Here is a 17,088-nt window from a genome sequence, read left to right on the forward strand (position 1 = left end):
CTAGACCTATACAGCGGGCCGTTCTCCGGATACCGTTGACGGGACCCCGCACACCGCGACGGGCTGAGAAGTACCTGAGGAGCTCACCACCATGTCCCAAGAACACTATGTCGACACCGACGAGACCGAAGACTCGGCCGGTGTGATCACCGTGCCGGGCATCGAGGACTTCGCCCGCGTGGAGCAGGAGTCGATCGAACGCCTCGACGCCGAGATCACCGAGCCGGGGGACGAGGTCTTCCGCTCCATGGACATCCAGGAGAACGGCCGGGAGTCGAACAACCCGCGCCATTCCCTGCTGCACGCCCTCGTGGTGATCGTCACCGACCACCCGGACGACGCAGACCAGTCCGGTGAGCTCGTGGCGGAACTCCTCGCAGAGGAGGACTACATGGTGGACGCGGTGCTCACCGTCGAGTCCGGCAAGTCCGCGGTCCGCCAGGCACTGGAGACCGCCGTCGTCGGCGGCGCGGACCTGGTCATCACCGTCGGCGGCACCGGCGTCAGCCCCAGGGACAAGGCTCCGGAGGCCACCAAGGCGGTCCTGGACAAGCGGATCCCGGGTCTCTCCCAGGCGCTACGCTCGTCCGCACTGGCCTGCAACGCCGTCGACGGCGGGCTGTCGCGCGGTGTGGCGGGGGTGTCCGGGTCCACAGTGGTGGTGAACCTCGCCGCCACGCGCGGTGCGATCCGCGACGGGATGGCCACGCTGTGCCCGCTGGTGCGCCACGTCATCGCGGACCTCAGCAGGGCATGAGACGCCGTCGTAAGACGGGCGTGCTGGGCAAGGGGCATGCCCCGGACCTCGATCTGGACATCAACCTGGGCAGCCAGGGAAGCGGGGAAAGGCCGGACGCACAGCGTCCGGCCGATGACGGGGGATTCGGGGAGGATTTCTGGGAGGGTCAGCGCCCTCCCCACTGGTGACGCGAAAGGGGGTCAGCGTGCCGAGTGCCGTCCGCCGGTCTCGGTCGAGCTGCCGGTGGAGTCAGCGGTGCCGGTGGTGTCGGGGATCTCGCCGGCGAGCCCGTTGGACGCGGAGGTGAGGCCGCTTTGGTTCGCCAGGAGGTCACGGATCTCGACCAGCAGGTCCACCTCGGAGGCCACGGTCTCCTCCGGGTCGATGCCCTTACGCCGGGCGTTGAGCTCGTTGAGCTTGTTCATCGGGGCGACGAGCAGGAAGTAGACCACGCCGGCGATGATCAGGAAGTTGATCGCCGCGGTGATGATCGCACCCAGGTCGATCTGGGTGCTCTCCATGCCGGAGCGCAGCTGGAACTTCAGCCCGTCGACCTCCGTGCCGCCGAAGCAGTTGATCAACGGCTGGATCAGGGAGTCTGAGATGGCGGTGACGATGGCGGTGAACGCCGCACCGATGATCACGGCGATGGCGAGTTCCATCACGTTTCCGCGGGTGATGAAGTCTTTGAAACCCTTGATCATGATGCTCTCCTTGTGCTGGTTGAACCGGGTGATGTTGGTCGGTCTACCGGTGGTCCCGGCTGGCCGTGGTGGTCGGGAAGCTGCCCGAGTCGGTCACGACGCACTCGACCGAGATGTCCAGCTGGGTGCGGGGGACGTCGACCCCGAATTCCTCGTGGTCCACGACTGCCACAATTCTGCCAGTTTTCGCGGCGCCGGTGACGTCGACGAGCGTGCGGTCGTAGAATCCGCCGCCCTGCCCCAGACGTGTGCCGTCACGGTCGACGGCGAGTGCGGGGATGACCAGGGCGTCTAACCTGGTTGTCAGTTCCAGGGTGGATATCGGTGCCGGAACCTCCGGTGTTTCCTCAGATTCTGTGATCCCGAACGCACCGGTGCGCGTGGAGTGTCCGCCCAGGTAGGGAAGCCAGGTCAGCGGCCGTGCTGGGCCGGTGACCACCGGCAGCCAGACCTCGTGGCCGGCGTCACGCAGGACGTCCGGGAGTGCCGCCCCGCCGGGTTCGCCCGGCAGTCCGGCGAAGGCGGCCACGGCCCCGGGGCAGGACGCGCCGGCGGCGTCCTGCAGCAGCGCCAGGAGGTTCGCCGCGATGGCGGCGTCGCGGCGGCTGCGTTCCTCCTCGGGGACCGCGGCGCGTGCCGCGCGGACGCGGGCGCGCACCGCACGCTTCGCGGTTGCGGTGGTGTTTGTCACGGCGTCGTCACCCATAGGCCCTGATGGTAATACCTCCGGGGGTGGTGACGGTGAGGCCGGCGTGCCCGTTTTTCGGGCCACGGTGTGTTCTCGCCCGGCCAACTGGGGGTGACGCCTGTAGGATTCGTGTCATGGCAACTACCAACTCAACTGCTCCCTCCGGCTCTCCAGACGTCGTCGCCGACGGCGTTCCCACCGGTGGGATCCGAACTGTCGTGGTACCTGCCGCAGGCCTGGGCACCCGTTTCCTGCCTGCCACCAAGACAGTTCCCAAAGAACTCCTCCCTGTCGTCGACACCCCCGGAATTGAACTGATCGCCAAGGAGGCCTCCGAGGCCGGCGCGTCCCGTCTCGCGGTGGTCACCTCACCCCGCAAGCAGGGGATCATGGCCTTCTTCGACCGCGACGAGCTCCTGGAGGACACCCTCGAGTCCCGCGGCAAGACCGACCAGCTCAACAAGGTCCGTGCCGTCAACGAGATGATCACCGCGGTGTCGGTGAACCAGGACCGCCCGCTGGGCCTCGGCCACGCCATCGGCTGCGCCGAGGACGCCCTCGACGAGGACGAGGACGCCTTCGCCGTCCTGCTCCCGGACGACCTCGTGCTGCCGTTCGGCGTGATGAACGAGATGATCGAGGTGCGTAAGCGCCTCGGCGGCACCGTGCTGTGCGGGTTCGAGGTGCCGGAGGACGAGGTCTCGAACTACGGCGTCTTCGAGGTCGCCGAGCCGGACGACGAGCTCGGCGACCAGGTCCGCCGGGTGACCGGCATGGTCGAGAAGCCGGACGCGGCGGACGCACCGTCCAACATCGTGGCCACCGGCCGCTACCTGCTCGACCGCTCGATCTTCGACGCGCTGCGCCGCACCGAGCCGGGCAAGGGCGGGGAGATCCAGGTGACCGACGCGATCGCGAAGTTGATCGAGGAGGGCCACCCGGTCCACGTCTACGTGCACCGCGGCAACCGCCATGACCTGGGCAACCCGGGTGGTTTCATCCGCGCCTGCGTGGACTTCGCGCTGAACGACCCGTCCTACGGACCGTCGCTGGAGAAGTGGCTGGAGCAGCGACTCGACAAGTGACCCTGGCAGGACTTCTCGACGGTGGTGCCCGACATGGGCGCCACCTTCTGCTGTTGTGGGGTGTCGAGGCGGTAGAGTCTGCACGAGTAGAACCTGCACGTACACCCCGACTTCCCCTACCGAGACACCGTGAGGACGGCCCACGTGAGAACTGTTGAGGAGCAGCTGGCCACGGTCAGCGCCGCGGCAGTAACACCGGAACCGGTGCGCACCGCGATTTCAGAGGCACTGGGTCTGCGGTGCGCCGAACAGGTCGAGGCGGAGGTCTCCGTCCCCGGCTTCGACCAGGCCGCCGTGGACGGCTACGCGGTGCGTTCCGTGGACGTCCGCCACGCCGGCAGCGTGGACCCGGACGTGCCGTCCGCCCGGCTGCCCGTGGTCGGCGACGTCGGTGCGGGCTCGCACCGTCCGGTACGTCTGCAGCCGCGCCAGGCGGTGCGGGTGCAGGCCGGCGCGCCGATCCCCACCCTCGCCGACGCGGTGGTCCCGCTGGACTGGGCGGAGGACGACGGGCGTCGCACCGAGGCCCTGCGTCCGGTGGCCGGCGGCCAGTTCATCCACCGCGCGGGGTCCGACGTGCAGCCCGGCGACGTGGTCGTGGAGCAGGGTTCGGTCATCGGCGCCGCACAGGTGGGCCTGCTGGCCGCGGTCGGACGCTCCAAGGTGCTGGTCTACCCGCGGCCGCGGATGGCGGTGCTGTCCTTCGGTCCGGAACTGGTCGACATCGACCGTGAGCCGGGGCTGGGACAGGTCCACGACGTGAACTCCTATGCGCTGGCCTCGGCCGGACGCGAGGCCGGGGCGGACGTCAACCGGCTCGGCATCGTCGGCGGTGAGGACCGTCGGCTGCGCGACATCATCGAGGGCCAGCTGATCCGTTCGGAGATCCTGGTGATCTCCGGGGGAGTGGGCGGTGCGTCCAGTGACCGGTTGCGCGAGATCCTGTCGGGCATGGGTGAGCTGGACGTCTCACGCGTGGCGATGCGCCCGGGTTCGGTGCAGGGCTTCGGCATCCTCGGCGCAGACCGGGTGCCCACGTTCCTGCTGCCGTCGAACCCGAGTGCCGCGCTGGTGGCGTTCGAGGTGATGGTGCGTCCGCTGGTGCAGATCCTGCGTGGTCAGCGGCAGTCGATGCGTCGGGTGGTCAAGGCGCGCACCATCGCAGGGCTGGAGTCCGCCCCGCACCGTCGGGGTTTCATCCGCGCCCAGCTGATGCGCGACCGGGAGACCCGCGAGTTCCTCGTGGACCCGTTGGGTGCCACCGCCGGCGGGGAGCCCACGCACCTGCTCGGCAGCCACGGCCAGTCGAACTGCCTGATCGTGGTGCCCGGTGACCGCACGCGCGTCGAGCCCGGCGAGGTCGTCGACGTGATGTTCCTGACGAACAGGGTGTGAGGACACCCGTGTTCCTCACCGGCCGGTCGGTCCGGCACCCGGGCTGGCCCGCCACGACCCCCTCCCTGCCCACCGCACTGGGGCAGGTGCGCCTGCGGCCGTTGTCCAGGCGCGACGGGCGGCACTGGGCGGAGTTCCGCAACGCCGACGAGCACCTGCTGCGCCCGGTCGAGCCCACGGTGCCGGGGCCGTGGTGGGAGTCCCACACCCGCGCGGTGTGGCGGCGCAACTACGCGGGCCTGGCGTCCCTGGCGGTGGAGGGGCACCTGCTGCCCTTCGCCATCGAGGTCGACGGTGCGTTCGCCGGCCAGTTGACCCTGGGCAACGTGCAGCACGGTGTGGTCTGCAGCTGCTGGATCGGCTACTGGGTGTACTCCGGGTTCAGTGGCTCCGGCGTCGCGACGGCCGCGGTGCGGCTCGGCGTGGAGCACGCGGTGACGCAGGTGGGCATGCACCGGTTGGAGGCGACCGTGCTGGAGTCGAACGTCTCGTCCCGCCGCGTGCTGGAGAAGGTGGGTTTCCGGCAGGAGGGGCTGCTGCGGCGCAACCTGCACATCAACGGTCAGTGGCAGGACCACCTGCTGGTGGGGTTGACGGCGGAGGAACGGCGCGGGCTGTAACGGAACCGACCTGAACCGACACGGTGCGGCGCGCCTGCGTCCCCGCGGCGACGGTGGCACGTATCGTCGGGTCAGTATCTATTCCCTGCTCGTAGATCTTCGTGTAGACCCCCGTGTAGACCCTGTCGTCGGTGAAAGGAAAGGCCGCTAGTGTTCGGCTCCCTCAGCTCTCTGATCCTGATCGCGGTCGTCTGGCTTCTTCTGCTCGCGCCCCTGTTCCTGCGTAACCAGTCCCCGGTGCGCCGTACCTCCACGGCCCTGTCGGAGACGCGTGTGCTGCATGAGGGCGGTTCGGAGATCTCCAGGCCGCGGAAGCGCCCGTTGCCTGCGGAGTCGCTGTACCACGCCGATGTCGACGAGGACATCGAGCTGGTCGAGGCGGAGCCGGAGAGGGTGATCATCGACGACACCGGGCGTGACGTGCCGGGGATCATCGAGGGTGAGGTCGTCGGTTACCGTCCGCTCGACGAGGAGGACACCGGCGAGTTCGCCCCGGTCGCGCCGGACGACGAGACGCCGGACGCCGTCGCGGAGGACGACGACGCCTACAGCGTCGAGGTGGTTGCCGACGAGGCCGAAGGCGCCGGGGACGCCGAGTTCGTCGAGGCTGAGGCCGTGGAGCCGGTCGAGACCCTCGAGGCACTGGATGAGCCGGCCGACGAGCAGCTCACCGACCCGGACGCCGAGTCCACCGCGGGTCGCTTCACCAGCATCCCGGCGGCGTACCTGCGTGGCGGCGACATCGACGTGTCGGTGGGCACCGGCGAGCACCCGGTCGACGACGAGGGTTACCCCGCCGACCCCGCCGACGCCGGGGACGCCGATTTCCTCGACGACGCCTACGGTGACGGTGAGCTCACGGCGGAGGAGCTGGACTACGCGGCGGCCCGCCGTGGTCGTGGCTTCTACGACCCGGAGACCTCGCAGCGTCTGGTGGAGGCCCGTCAGACCCGCCGGAAGCGTGTGCTGTGCGTGCTCGCGGCATTGTGCGTGGTCTCGGTCGTGGCCGCGGTCGTGCTCGGCGGCGCGGTGTGGGTGGCCGTGGTGGCCACTGTCGCCATGTCGGGCGTGTACCTGTACTACCTGCGTCGTCAGGTGGTGGAGGAGGCGAAGCTGCGCCGTCGCCGGATCGCCCGGATGCGTCGTGCCCGCCTGGGTGTGCGCAACACCGACGACCGTGAGCTCGGCGTCCCCGACCGGCTGCTGCGTCCCGGTGCGGTGGTGCTGGAGAGCGACGACGCCGACCCTGAGTTCGCCGACCTCGACTACACCGCCTACGCGGAGTACGACGAGTACGACGGCTACGACGGGTACGAGGAGTACGACGACTACTACGACGAGCGGGGTCCCCACATCCGTGCGGTGTAGCGGCACCGGGGGAGTTAAGATGACGTCATCATGAACAATCCTGCCTTCCGCGATGCGGCCCTCCTCGTCCTGCGTGTCGCCCTCGGGGTCGTCTTCATCGCCCACGGGTGGGACAAGGTCTTCCAGGTGGGGGTGGACCAGACGGCCCAGCAGTGGGCGTCGATGCACATCCCGCAGCCCACGTTGTCGGTGTGGGTGGTGTCGGTGGTGGAGATGCTCGGCGGCGCGCTCGTGTTGCTGGGCTTCCTGACCCCGGCGGCAGCCGGCGTGCTGGCCCTGGACATGGTCGCCGCGTTCTACTTCGTGCACCTGGGCAACGGACTCTTCGTCGCCGACGGTGGCGGGGAGTTCGTCATCGTGCTCTTCGCCGCGTGCGTGATGCTCATCGTCTTCGGTGCCGGGCGGGCGAGCCTCGACAAGGCGCTCTCGCGGTTCGGGTGACGTCGGTGGAGGATCCCTACGACGTCCACGCCGCGGTGCGCGCGGCCCTGTCCGCCGAACTCGACGGGGAGGACGCGCCGTCCGGCGTGGACGACGACATGATCGAGACGCACCTCTCCGCCTGTACGGACTGCAGTGAGTGGTTCGCCGCGGCGAGTGACCTGAACCGTCGGCTGCGTATGTCGCTGGCGTCCTCGACGGGCCCCGCGCAGGACGCCCCGGGGGAGGCGAGCGAGCTGGCGGCGTCGATGGTGCGCCTGGCCGACGAGACGCCGCAGCTGTCGCACCGGCTGCGCAACCGCTCACTGCCGTTGGTGCTCAGCCGACTGGCGATGGTGGCCGTGGCGCTGTGCTACATCGCCTGGTCGGTGCTGCTGCTCACCGGTGCCGCGGGCACCGGTGCCGGGGCGGCGGACGGTCCGGGTGGGGAGGTGGGCAACGCCGGCGACCCGGACGTGGCCTCGTTGTCGGTGGACGCTGCGGCGGTGCGCCTCGCACTCGCCGCCGGGTTGCTGTGGGGCGCGGCGCGGCCGCGCTCGGCGCCGGGCCTGCTGCCGGTGTTCCTGGCGTTGTGGGGGTTCGGCGCGGGGTTCGCCACCCGCGACGTGGTGCTGGGGCTGCTGGACGGTGCGGTGGACGTGACGATGGTCGCCGGCCTGCTGCTGCACCTGGCGGCGTGTGCGGCGTTGATCGGGGTGTGGTTGTCGCGCAATCACGCCGTCGCCCCGCTGCGGCAGTCCCTGCGCGGGCTGTCGGCCCGTCCGGTCAGCTACAGCCCGGACGACGTGCAGGCGAACTCCAGCTGGCGACCGGGAGACCCCGGCGACTCAGGTCCAGCCGGGCAGCCAAATCCGTAGCTGCCACTGTTCGTCGGTGATCGGCATGCCGGTGAAGATGGGCAGGAAGAACAGGAACATCCACACCACCAGCACCAGGTAGGCCACGGCGACGAGCATGCCCGTGCGCTCCAGGACGAGGACGCGCAGCTCGCCGACGACGCCCACCTGGCCGGACGCCGCGGCGTCCGGCACGTCCCGCGTCGTCTTTCGTAGCGACCATCCGGAGACCTGGCCCAGGCACAGGGCCAGCCCGATGATGAGGAAGGGCGCCAGGTTCGTGGCGTAGAACAGGTACATCTGCCGGTCCACGTTGAGCAGCCACGGCAGGAAACCGGCGGCGTAGCCGACGACCGGCACCAGCCAGCGCATGTCGCGGCGTCCGATCAGGCGCCACAGGCCCCACAGCAGCACCGGTACGGAGAGCCACCACATCGCCGGCGTGCCGATCAGCAGCACGGTCTCGCGGTGCCCGTCGGCGGTGGTGGAGGAGTGGTAGAGCAGGGCGCGGGTGGTCGCCAGCCAGTCCCACGGCTTGGACTCCCACGGGTGGTGGTGGCCGTTGGAGTTGGTCAGTTCGGAGTGGAAGCCCAGCACGGACACGTGGTAGTAGATGAAGTTCAGCCAGGTGTCCGGCAGGAAGTCCAGTCCCCAGGACGCGATCTGGTCGTTGCCGGCCTCGGCCTCGTGGCGGAAGACCCCGGTCTCCGAGGCGAACCAGGACCGCCAGGACAGCAGGTACACCACCAGCGGTGCGAGCACGATCGAAGCGAAGCCGGGGAGGCAGTCGCGGCCCACGGTGCCGAGGAAGGGACGTTCCACGCCGAAGCGACGGCGACGCCACCAGTCCAACGCCACCACGGTGACCCCGAAGAAGGCCATGTAGTACAGCCCCGACCACTTCACCGCCAGGGCGCAACCCAGGGCGACGCCGGCGGCGAAGCGCCACCAGCGGAAGCCCAGGCGCGGGCCCAGCGGACGGTCGCCGATGCGTCCTTCGGCCAGGACGCGGCGGAAGCGCCGCTCCATCTCGCCGTGGTCGCGCAGCAGCAGGTACACGGCGAGGACGACGAAGAACACCTGGAAGTGGTCGAGCATCGCCGAACGTCCGGTCACGAAGAGGATGCCGTCGCACAGGGCCAGGACGCCGGCGGACAGGCCGACCCAGTCGGAGCCGCTGAGGCGGCGGGCGGTGGCGGCGATCAGCAGGATCACGCCGACCGCCAGCAGTGCCACCACGATGCGCCAGCCCCACGGGTTGTTGCCGAACACGGCCATGCCGAGTGCCTCGAGGTGCTTGGCCAGGGGCGGGTGCACGATCAGCCCGTAGCCGGGGTTGTCCTCGATGCCGCCGCGCACGATCTGCCACGACTGCGGCACGTAGTGCTTCTCGTCGAAGACGGGGGTTCCGTCGTCGGTGGGGTGCGACAGCCACGGCAGTCGGCTGAGCAGGCCCAGCACGCCCAGGGTCGCCAGGATCGTCCACCAGCGCCGGGGACCCCGCTGGGGACGCTGCCGCGGTGCGGCGGCGGTGGCGGTGGTGGCTGGAGTCTGCGTCACAGTGGGCAATCCTATACGTCGCGGCCCGGGGTCCCGCCCCCGGCGGGTAGGCTCTGGTGACCATGCAGGAGAACACCCCGGACCCCCGGACCGTGACCACCGTGACCACCGTGACCACCGTGCTGCAGCGCGCCGCCGGGCGGCGTCCCCTCGCCGGCGGTGGGGTGATCCTGGCGGCGACGCCGCTGGGCGACCCGTTGGACGCGTCCATCCGGCTGATCGACGCCCTGGGCAGCGCCGACGTGGTCGCCGCCGAGGACACCCGGCGGACCCGTGCACTGGCGGACGCCCTGGGCGTGGAGATCACCGGTCAGGTGGTCTCCAACTTCGACCACAACGAGGCCGACCGGGCCGCCGGACTGGTAGAGCGTGCCGCCGCGGGGGCGCGGGTCCTGGTGGTCACGGACGCGGGCATGCCCTCGGTCTCCGACCCGGGGTTCCCGCTGGTCCAGGCGGCGCAGGACGCCGGGGTGCCGGTCACGTGCCTGCCCGGCCCCTCGGCGGTGCCGACCGCGTTGGCCCTGTCCGGGGTGGGTGTGGGGCACTTCGCCTTCGACGGTTTCGCCCCTCGTAAGGACGGTGCGCGGCGCCAGTGGCTGGAGTCGGTGCGCGACTCGACCCGGGCGGTGAGTTTCTTCGAGTCACCGCACCGTCTGGCGGCCACGCTGGCCACCGCGGCGGAGGTCTGCGGCGCGGACCGGGAGGCCGCGGTGTGCCGCGAGCTCACGAAGACCTTCGAGGAGGTCGTCCGCGGGCCGTTGGGTGAGCTGGCGCAGTGGGCGTCGGACGGGGTGAAGGGCGAGATCACGGTGGTGATCTCCGCGTCCGCCGGCGGCACCGACAAGTCCCCGGAGGACCTGGTCGACGAGGTCGAGGAGAAGGTGGCACAGGGGCTGCGTCTCAAGGACGCCAGCCGCGAGGTCTCCGCAGCGCACGGGGTGTCGCGTCGGGAGCTCTACGAGGCGGTCCTGGCGGCGCGCCAGGTGTGACCGGGCGGACACACCCTCCGGGGTGACCGGGCCCCGTGTCCGGGGAGTATGGCAGAGTGGTCTGCATGTCCGTTTCAGAAGAGAACCCACAATCAGAGGATATCGGCCCCCCGGGCACCGACGCTGACGGTGCCCCGTTCACGGATCCCGGTCTCAACATGGAGAAGATCTCTCCTGTCGCCACCGAGGACATGCTGCCGCCCCCTGCCGAGGACGAGAACGCGAAGGTCGACAAGACCGTCACCGGTTTCGCCGCGGTGATCGTGCTCGCGGTCGTGGTCTGGGGTCTGGTCGCCCCGGACAGCTTCTCCTCCTTCGCCGACGCGGCGCTGGACTTCATCGTCACCGACTTCGGCTGGGTGTACATCATCGCCGGCTCGGTGTTCGTGTTCTTCATCCTGTACGTGGCCCTGAGCAAGTTCGGCAACATCCGGCTGGGCCAGGACGACGAGCGGCCCGAGTTCAACGCGGCCAGCTGGATCGCGATGATGTTCGCCGCCGGCATGGGCATCGGCCTGATGTTCTACGGCGTTGCCGAGCCGATGAACTTCTACCGCAACGGTGTGCCCGGGGAGGCGACCGAGAGCAACCCGGTGGCCTTCTCCACCACGCTGTTCCACTGGACGCTGCACCCGTGGGCGATCTACGCGATCGTCGGCCTGGCCATCGCGTACGGCACCTTCCGCCTGGGCCGTAAGCAGCTGCTCAGCTCGGCGTTCATCCCGCTGATCGGCGTGCGCCGTGCCGAGGGCTGGCTGGGCAAGCTGATCGACGTGCTGTCGATCTTCGCCACCGTCTTCGGTACCGCCGCCTCCCTGGGCCTCGGTGCGCTGCAGATCGCCTCCGGCCTGAACGCCACCGACATCGTGGACGACCCGGGCACCGGCTGGCTGCTGCTGATCATCGGTGTGCTCGGCATCTGCTACCTGATCTCGGCCTACTCGGGTGTCGGCAAGGGCATCCAGTACGTCTCGAACTTCAACATGGTCATGGCCGCGATCCTGGCGTTCTTCGTCCTGATCGTGGGCCCGACCGTGGTCATCGCCAACACGATCCCCACCGCCTTCGGCAACTACCTGCAGGAGTTCTTCGGCATGGCCGCCCGCACGGCGGACACCTCGCCGGGCATGGACGAGTGGCTCGCCGGCAACACCCTGTTCTACTGGGCGTGGTGGATCTCCTGGTCGCCCTTCGTCGGTACCTTCATCGCCCGCATCTCCCGCGGCCGTACCGTGCGTGAGTTCATCCTCGTGGTGATGCTCGTGCCCACCGCGGTCTCCGTGGTCTGGTTCTCCATCTTCGGTGGCAGCGCCATCCACCAGGAGAACGCTGGTTCCGAGATCTACGGTGACGGCAACTCGGAGAACATGCTGTTCAACCTGCTGCACGACCTGCCGTTGGGCACCGTCTCCTCGATCATCGCCATGGTCCTGCTCGCCACGTTCTTCATCACCTCGGCGGACTCCGCCTCCACGGTGATGGGCACGATGAGCCAGAACGGCAAGCTCGTCGCCGACCGCAAGGTCACCGTGCTGTGGGGTCTGCTGACCGCACTGATCGCCGTCGTCCTGCTGCTGTCCGGTGGCGACGACGCCCTCAACAGCCTGCAGTCCGTGACGATCATCGCGGCCAGCCCGTTCGTGATCCTCATCTGCTTCCTGTGCCTGTCGATCTACAAGGGTCTGTCGCAGGACCCGCTGTTCCTCGACGAGAAGCAGAAGCGGGCCTTCGCCCTGCGTCTGGCGCGCGAGCGCCGGCACCAGGAGACCGCCGAGGCACGTGCCGCCCGTGAGCGGCGTCGCGGCAAGCGCGGCGACTCCGCGGAGAAGGCCGGCTCGAAGTAGCCGCCGACCGCACTCCGCACGCCGGCGCGCACCAGGGGAAACCGTCCCCGGGTGCGCGCCTTCGTCGTGCCATGGCTTAGTCTGGTCGCATGTCGAAACACGTCCTCACCGCCGTCGCCTGGCCCTACGCCAATGGACCCCGCCACATCGGACACGTCGCCGGGTTCGGCGTCCCCTCCGACGTCTTCGCCCGTTTCCAGCGAATGTCGGGGAACAAGGTGCTGATGGTCTCCGGGACCGACGAGCACGGCACCCCGCTGCTCGTGCAGGCGGAGAAGGAGGGCGTGGGGGTCCAGGAGCTGGCCGACCGCTACAACCGCGTCATCGTGGAGGACCTCGCCGGTCTGGGCCTGTCCTACGACCTGTTCACCCGCACGACCACCCGCAACCACTACGCGGTGGTCCAGGAACTCTTCCGTGGCCTGAACGACAACGGCTACATGCTGCGCCAGACCACCACCGGGGCGATCAGCCCGTCCACCGGGCGTACCCTGCCGGACCGGTTCATCGAGGGCACCTGCCCGTTGTGCGGCGCCACGGACGCCCGCGGCGACCAGTGCGACAACTGCGGCAACCAGCTCGACCCTGCCGACCTCATCGACCCGCGCTCCAAGATCAACGGCGAGACCCCGGACTTCGTGGAGACCGAGCACTTCATGCTCGACCTCCCGGCCGTCGCCGAGGCGCTCGAAGGCTGGCTGACCACCCGTGAGGGCTGGCGTCCCAACGTCCTGAAGTTCTCCCTCAACCTGCTCAAGGACATGCGTCCGCGCGCGATGAGCCGCGACATCGACTGGGGCGTCCCGGTGCCGATCGAGGGCTGGCAGGACAACAACGCCAAGAAGCTCTACGTGTGGTTCGACGCGGTCGTCGGCTACCTCTCCGCCTCCATCGAGTGGGCCTGGCGCTCCGGTGAGCCGGACGCGTGGCGCGAGTGGTGGTCGGACCCGGAGGCCCTGTCCTACTACTTCATGGGCAAGGACAACATCACCTTCCACTCCCAGATCTGGCCGGGTGAGCTGCTCGGCTACGCCGGCAAGGGTGCCCACGGCGGCGAGGCCGGCGAGTTCGGCGAGCTCAACCTGCCGACCGAGGTCGTCTCCTCGGAGTTCCTCACGATGTCCGGCTCGAAGTTCTCCTCGTCGAAGGGCGTGGTGATCTACGTGCGCGACTTCCTGGAGGAGTTCGGCCCGGACGCGCTGCGCTACTTCATCGCCGTCGCCGGCCCGGAGAACATGGACACGGACTTCACCTGGGACGAGTTCGTGCGCCGCATCAACACCGAGCTGGCCAACGGCTGGGGCAACCTGGTCAACCGCACGGTGTCGATGGCGCACAAGAACTTCGGCGAGGTGCCCGCCGGCGGCGAGCTCTCCGCCGAGGACACCGACCTGCTGGAGGACGCCGCCTCGGCGTTCGACACCGTCGCCGAGTGCCTGGAGCACTCGCGGTTCAAGGCGGGCATCGCCGAGGCGATGCGCATCGTGGACCGCGGCAACCAGTACATCGCAGCCCAGGAGCCGTGGAAGCTGGCGAAGGACGAGTCCCAGCGTGAGCGCCTGGCCACCGTGCTGCACACCGCGCTGCAGGTGGTCTCGGACGCGAACACGCTGCTGACCCCGTACCTTCCGTTCTCCGCGCAGCAGGTCTTCGAGACCCTCGGCGGTACCGGCGTGTGGGCCGCCCAGCCGAAGGTCGTGGAGGTCACCGACGATTCGCCGCGCACCCCGGTGGGTGTGGGTCTGCCGGCCGAGGGCCGCAGCTACCCGGTGATCATGGGCGACTACGACGACCAGAAGGCCCACTGGGGACGCACGGCGCTCACCGCGGGTACCCCGCTGGCGAAGCCGTCCCCGCTGTTCACGAAGCTGGATCCCGAGCTCGCCGAGACCGGCCCGTCCTGGGCCTCGGTCCAGGCCTCGGCGGAGTAGGCCATGACCTCCGGCACCCGCTTCACCGACCGGCTCCGCGCCGAGCACGCCGACACCTGGGACGCCGCGGTGACCCACCGTTTCGTCCGGGAGCTGTTCGCCGGCACGCTGCCGGACGCGCGGATGGCGGAGTACCTGGTCCAGGACTACCGTTTCGCCGACGGGTTCATGGCGTTGCTCGGCACCGCGGTGGCCACGGCGGACAACTACCCGGCCCGTCGCCGCTTCGCCCAGTTCCTCGGGGAGGTCGCCGGCGACGAGGACACCTACTTCGTCGAGGCGATGGCGGAGCTCGGCGCGCAGGACGGTGAGGGCGGGGCCGCGGTGCCGGACTGTCCGGCGACGGCGGGGTTCCGCCGGCTGTTCGCCGACGCCGCGGCGTCCGGCAGTTATGTCGCGGTGGTCAGCGTGCTGGTGGTGTGCGAGTGGCTGTACCTGGACTGGGCCACGCGGCCGGAGAACACCGCCCTGGCACCCGGCGGTCGCCCGGAGCGCCACGTGCACGCCGAATGGGTGCGCCTGCACGACTACCCCGACTTCCACGATCTGGTGGCGTTCCTGCGCGACGAGGTCGACCGGGTGGGGGAGTCGGACCCGCAGACGGCCCGCGAGTACTTCGGACGCACGGTGGACCTGGAGCTGGCCTTCTTCGGGGAGTCCCTGCCGGCCAGCTAGCCTGGGGGCATGTCACGACGTAAGCCCCGCCCCACACCCGTCCCGCCGGAGGCCCTGCCGGCCCTGTTCGACGCGCACACGCACCTGGCGTCCTGCGGTGAGCAGGACGCCGCGGCGGTGCGCGCGGTGATGGACCGCGCGGCGGCGACCGGGGTGGCCGGGGTGTGCACCGTCGGCGACGGGATCGCCGAGGCGGAACTGGCGCTGCAGGCTGCCCACGCCGACGAGCGCGTGGTGGCGGCCTGCGCGGTGCACCCGACGAAGGCCGACGAACTGACCGGGGACGTCCGCGACCGCCTGCGCGAGCTGGTGGCCGACCCGCGGTGCGTGGCAGTGGGGGAGACCGGCCTGGACACCTACTGGATCACCCACGACCCGGGGAACACCGCCTCCCTGGACGTCCAGGAGGAGGCGTTGCGCTGGCACATGGACCTGGCCGCGGAGGTGGGCAAGCCGCTGATGATCCACAACCGTGAGGCCGACGGCGACTTGATGCGGGTGCTGGCGGACGCCCCGGCGGAGCTGCCGGTGATGCTGCACTGCTTCTCCTCGCCGCTGGAGGTGGCCCGTGAGGCTGTCGGGCGCGGTTACTACCTGAGCTTCTGCGGCAACGTGACCTTCAAGCGCAACGAGGAGCTGCGGCAGGCGGCGGCGCTGGTGCCGTCGGACCGTCTGCTGGTGGAGACCGATGCGCCGTACATGATGCCGGAGCCCTACCGGGGCAGCCGCAACGAGCCGGCGTACGTGGGCTACACCGCGCGGTGCGTGGCCGAGGCCCGGGGGATGGACGCGGCGGAACTCGGGGAGTTGGCCACGGCGAATGCACGGCGGTTGTACGGGATCTGAGACGGTGGTGCCCGTGTGACCTGTGGGCCGGGAGTGGCATGCGGGTGTGATCATGGTGACAGAAACGGGGGGAGAAGCCGCGATTTCTTGATCGTGACCCAATCGTTACCGTATCGTGACCAACGTTATTCGATATGGCCTGAACCGCCGCCCCTGATCCGCAGGGTCGACGCCACCGGAGGTAGAAGAGCGCGTGTCCCCCAAGAAGAAGTCCACCCTGCACCGCATCAACAGCACCAGCTCGGTCCCGCTGCGCGCGGCGACCGGCGGCATGCTGGCGGTCCTCGTCGTCGGCGGCACCGTGGTCGCCACGAACCACAAGGACGTCACCCTCGACGTCAACGGTGAGATCATGCAGGCAAGTGCGATGTCGGGGGACATCCGCGGCCTGCTCGAGGACAACGACGTCGACGTCGCCGACCGCGACATGATCACCCCGGGGCTCGACGAGAAGGTCGAGGACAACGGCACCGTGACCGTGCGCTCGGCACGCCAGGTCGCCGTGACCGTGGACGGCCAGCTCAAGGACGTGGACACCACCTCCCTGACCGTCGCCGACCTGCTCTCCGAGCTGGGCTACGGGGAGAACGCCGCCGCCCTGTCCGAGGGCACCGGCACGCAGATCCCGGTCGACGGCATGGAACTCAACATCACCACGCCGCGCGACTTCACCCTCAACGACGGCAACCCCGGCGAGGAGCCGGCGCGCCTGTCCCTGGCCGCCGCCACCGTCGGCGAGGCCCTGGAGCTGCGCGGCACCCCGCTCGGCGAGGACGACGTCGTCACCCCGTCCGCCGACACCCCGCTGACCCCCGGCACCCACATCGAGGTCCACCGCGTGACCACCGACGAGGTCACCGAGGAGCGTCCCTTCGACCCGCCGGTCACGGTCAAGGAAGACCCGGACAAGCCCGAGGGCGAGGAGGAGGTCGTCGAGGAGGGCTCCACCGGCCTGGAGAAGGTCACCTTCAAGGTCACCACCACCAACGGCGACGAGACCGGCCGCGACGTGGTCGACCGCACCGAGCTGGAGCCCGCGACCGAGCGCGTCGTGGTCCGCGGCACCAAGAAGGCCTCCTCCGGCTCCTCCGCCTCCGCTGCCGCGGTGGCCGGCGGTTCGGTCTGGGACGAGCTCGTGCAGTGCGAGGCCACCGGCGACTGGTCGGCCAACACCGGCAATGGCTTCTCCGGCGGCCTGCAGTTCACCCCGTCCACCTGGGCAGCCTACGGCGGCACCGAGTACGCCCCCGAGGCGCACATGGCCTCCCGTGAGCAGCAGATCGCCGTGGCCGAGAAGGTCCAGGCGGCACAGGGCTGGGGCGCCTGGCCGGCCTGCACCTCCAAGATGGGGCTGAGCTAACAGCGGT

17 protein-coding genes are annotated in these 17,088 nt (G+C 69.8%); 14 read left to right on the forward strand and 3 right to left on the reverse strand.

Annotation, left to right across the window (positions count from 1 at the left end; all coding sequences use genetic code 11):
* Positions 1–91: 91 nt before the first annotated feature.
* Complete coding sequence (locus tag ACT3UN_RS11960; protein ID WP_301441957.1) at positions 92–757, forward strand: MogA/MoaB family molybdenum cofactor biosynthesis protein; 666 nt, start codon at positions 92–94, stop codon at positions 755–757.
* A complete protein-coding gene (locus ACT3UN_RS11965) occupies positions 754–927 on the forward strand; it encodes a hypothetical protein (RefSeq protein WP_301441956.1) in 174 nt (57 codons plus the stop codon). Before ACT3UN_RS11960 ends, ACT3UN_RS11965 begins: the two co-directional genes overlap by 4 nt.
* 12 nt (positions 928–939) lie before the next feature.
* Here the strand turns inward: ACT3UN_RS11965 and mscL are convergent, their stop codons facing one another.
* Together mscL and ACT3UN_RS11975 are read right to left on the reverse strand one after the other, a co-directional pair.
* Positions 940–1,443, reverse strand: a complete 504-nt coding sequence (mscL, locus tag ACT3UN_RS11970) for a large conductance mechanosensitive channel protein MscL (RefSeq protein ID WP_444657180.1) — start codon at positions 1,441–1,443, stop codon at positions 940–942.
* Positions 1,444–1,486: 43 nt separating this feature from the next.
* Positions 1,487–2,149, reverse strand: coding sequence for a 5-formyltetrahydrofolate cyclo-ligase (locus ACT3UN_RS11975; protein WP_444657181.1), 663 nt, complete (start codon positions 2,147–2,149; stop codon positions 1,487–1,489).
* Positions 2,150–2,265: 116 nt separating this feature from the next.
* On the opposite strand from ACT3UN_RS11975, the gene ACT3UN_RS11980 reads away from it, so the two are divergent.
* The 6 genes from ACT3UN_RS11980 (at position 2,266) to ACT3UN_RS12005 (ending at position 7,897) form a co-directional block, all read left to right on the forward strand.
* Positions 2,266–3,216, forward strand: a complete 951-nt coding sequence (locus ACT3UN_RS11980; RefSeq protein ID WP_441582680.1) for a UTP--glucose-1-phosphate uridylyltransferase — start codon at positions 2,266–2,268, stop codon at positions 3,214–3,216.
* A gap of 144 nt (positions 3,217–3,360) precedes the next feature.
* Entirely contained in the window at positions 3,361–4,611 is a 1,251-nt protein-coding gene (glp, locus tag ACT3UN_RS11985; protein WP_444657182.1) for a molybdotransferase-like divisome protein Glp, read from the forward strand.
* Entirely contained in the window at positions 4,608–5,231 is a 624-nt protein-coding gene (locus tag ACT3UN_RS11990) for a GNAT family N-acetyltransferase (RefSeq protein WP_441582678.1), read from the forward strand. The genes glp and ACT3UN_RS11990 overlap by 4 nt, the downstream gene beginning before the upstream one ends.
* A 150-nt stretch (positions 5,232–5,381) precedes the next feature.
* A complete protein-coding gene (gene sepX / locus ACT3UN_RS11995; protein WP_444657183.1) occupies positions 5,382–6,599 on the forward strand; it encodes a divisome protein SepX/GlpR in 1,218 nt (405 codons plus the stop codon).
* Between the two features lie 30 nt (positions 6,600–6,629).
* Positions 6,630–7,040, forward strand: coding sequence for a DoxX family protein (locus ACT3UN_RS12000; RefSeq protein ID WP_301441949.1), 411 nt, complete (start codon positions 6,630–6,632; stop codon positions 7,038–7,040).
* A 5-nt stretch (positions 7,041–7,045) separates the two neighbouring features.
* The gene (locus ACT3UN_RS12005) at positions 7,046–7,897 is read left to right on the forward strand and encodes a zf-HC2 domain-containing protein (protein WP_444657184.1); all 852 of its coding nucleotides are present in this window, start codon (positions 7,046–7,048) and stop codon (positions 7,895–7,897) included.
* Here the strand turns inward: ACT3UN_RS12005 and ACT3UN_RS12010 are convergent.
* The gene (locus tag ACT3UN_RS12010) at positions 7,868–9,436 is read right to left on the reverse strand and encodes a dolichyl-phosphate-mannose--protein mannosyltransferase (RefSeq protein ID WP_444657185.1); all 1,569 of its coding nucleotides are present in this window, start codon (positions 9,434–9,436) and stop codon (positions 7,868–7,870) included. The two genes, ACT3UN_RS12005 and ACT3UN_RS12010, sit on opposite strands and share 30 nt — an antisense overlap.
* 62 nt (positions 9,437–9,498) lie before the next feature.
* On the opposite strand from ACT3UN_RS12010, the gene rsmI reads away from it, so the two are divergent.
* From rsmI to ACT3UN_RS12040, 6 genes are all read left to right on the forward strand, one after another.
* On the forward strand, positions 9,499–10,425 hold the full coding sequence (gene rsmI, locus ACT3UN_RS12015; RefSeq protein ID WP_444626752.1) for a 16S rRNA (cytidine(1402)-2'-O)-methyltransferase: 927 nt from the start codon (positions 9,499–9,501) through the stop codon (positions 10,423–10,425).
* A gap of 65 nt (positions 10,426–10,490) precedes the next feature.
* A complete protein-coding gene (locus ACT3UN_RS12020; RefSeq protein WP_444657186.1) occupies positions 10,491–12,269 on the forward strand; it encodes a BCCT family transporter in 1,779 nt (592 codons plus the stop codon).
* Between the two features lie 89 nt (positions 12,270–12,358).
* Positions 12,359–14,200 (forward strand): methionine--tRNA ligase, encoded by a 1,842-nt coding sequence (gene metG / locus ACT3UN_RS12025; protein ID WP_444657187.1) that lies wholly within the window; start codon positions 12,359–12,361, stop codon positions 14,198–14,200.
* Between the two features lie 3 nt (positions 14,201–14,203).
* On the forward strand, positions 14,204–14,875 hold the full coding sequence (locus tag ACT3UN_RS12030; RefSeq protein ID WP_444657188.1) for a TenA family protein: 672 nt from the start codon (positions 14,204–14,206) through the stop codon (positions 14,873–14,875).
* Between the two features lie 9 nt (positions 14,876–14,884).
* A complete protein-coding gene (locus ACT3UN_RS12035) occupies positions 14,885–15,721 on the forward strand; it encodes a TatD family hydrolase (protein WP_441582727.1) in 837 nt (278 codons plus the stop codon).
* A gap of 193 nt (positions 15,722–15,914) precedes the next feature.
* Complete coding sequence (locus ACT3UN_RS12040) at positions 15,915–17,081, forward strand: resuscitation-promoting factor (RefSeq protein ID WP_301442727.1); 1,167 nt, start codon at positions 15,915–15,917, stop codon at positions 17,079–17,081.
* Positions 17,082–17,088: the final 7 nt, after the last annotated feature.

Origin of the sequence: Corynebacterium sp. AOP12-C2-36 (assembly GCF_052379185.1) — a bacterium.
Lineage (GTDB): Bacteria > Actinomycetota > Actinomycetes > Mycobacteriales > Mycobacteriaceae > Corynebacterium.

Bases quoted from the DNA above. Each gene is read 5' to 3' on its own strand.
- ACT3UN_RS11965 (WP_301441956.1), top strand. From the start codon at position 754: ATGAGACGCCGTCGTAAGACGGGCGTGCTGGGCAAGGGGCATGCCCCG.
- ACT3UN_RS12035 (WP_441582727.1), top strand. From the start codon at position 14,885: ATGTCACGACGTAAGCCCCGCCCCACACCCGTCCCGCCGGAGGCCCTG.
- metG (WP_444657187.1), top strand. From the start codon at position 12,359: ATGTCGAAACACGTCCTCACCGCCGTCGCCTGGCCCTACGCCAATGGA.
- mscL (WP_444657180.1), bottom strand. From the start codon at position 1,443: ATGATCAAGGGTTTCAAAGACTTCATCACCCGCGGAAACGTGATGGAA.
- ACT3UN_RS12030 (WP_444657188.1), top strand. From the start codon at position 14,204: ATGACCTCCGGCACCCGCTTCACCGACCGGCTCCGCGCCGAGCACGCC.
- ACT3UN_RS12000 (WP_301441949.1), top strand. From the start codon at position 6,630: ATGAACAATCCTGCCTTCCGCGATGCGGCCCTCCTCGTCCTGCGTGTC.
- ACT3UN_RS11960 (WP_301441957.1), top strand. From the start codon at position 92: ATGTCCCAAGAACACTATGTCGACACCGACGAGACCGAAGACTCGGCC.
- rsmI (WP_444626752.1), top strand. From the start codon at position 9,499: ATGCAGGAGAACACCCCGGACCCCCGGACCGTGACCACCGTGACCACC.
- ACT3UN_RS11980 (WP_441582680.1), top strand. From the start codon at position 2,266: ATGGCAACTACCAACTCAACTGCTCCCTCCGGCTCTCCAGACGTCGTC.
- ACT3UN_RS11975 (WP_444657181.1), bottom strand. From the start codon at position 2,149: ATGGGTGACGACGCCGTGACAAACACCACCGCAACCGCGAAGCGTGCG.
- ACT3UN_RS12020 (WP_444657186.1), top strand. From the start codon at position 10,491: ATGTCCGTTTCAGAAGAGAACCCACAATCAGAGGATATCGGCCCCCCG.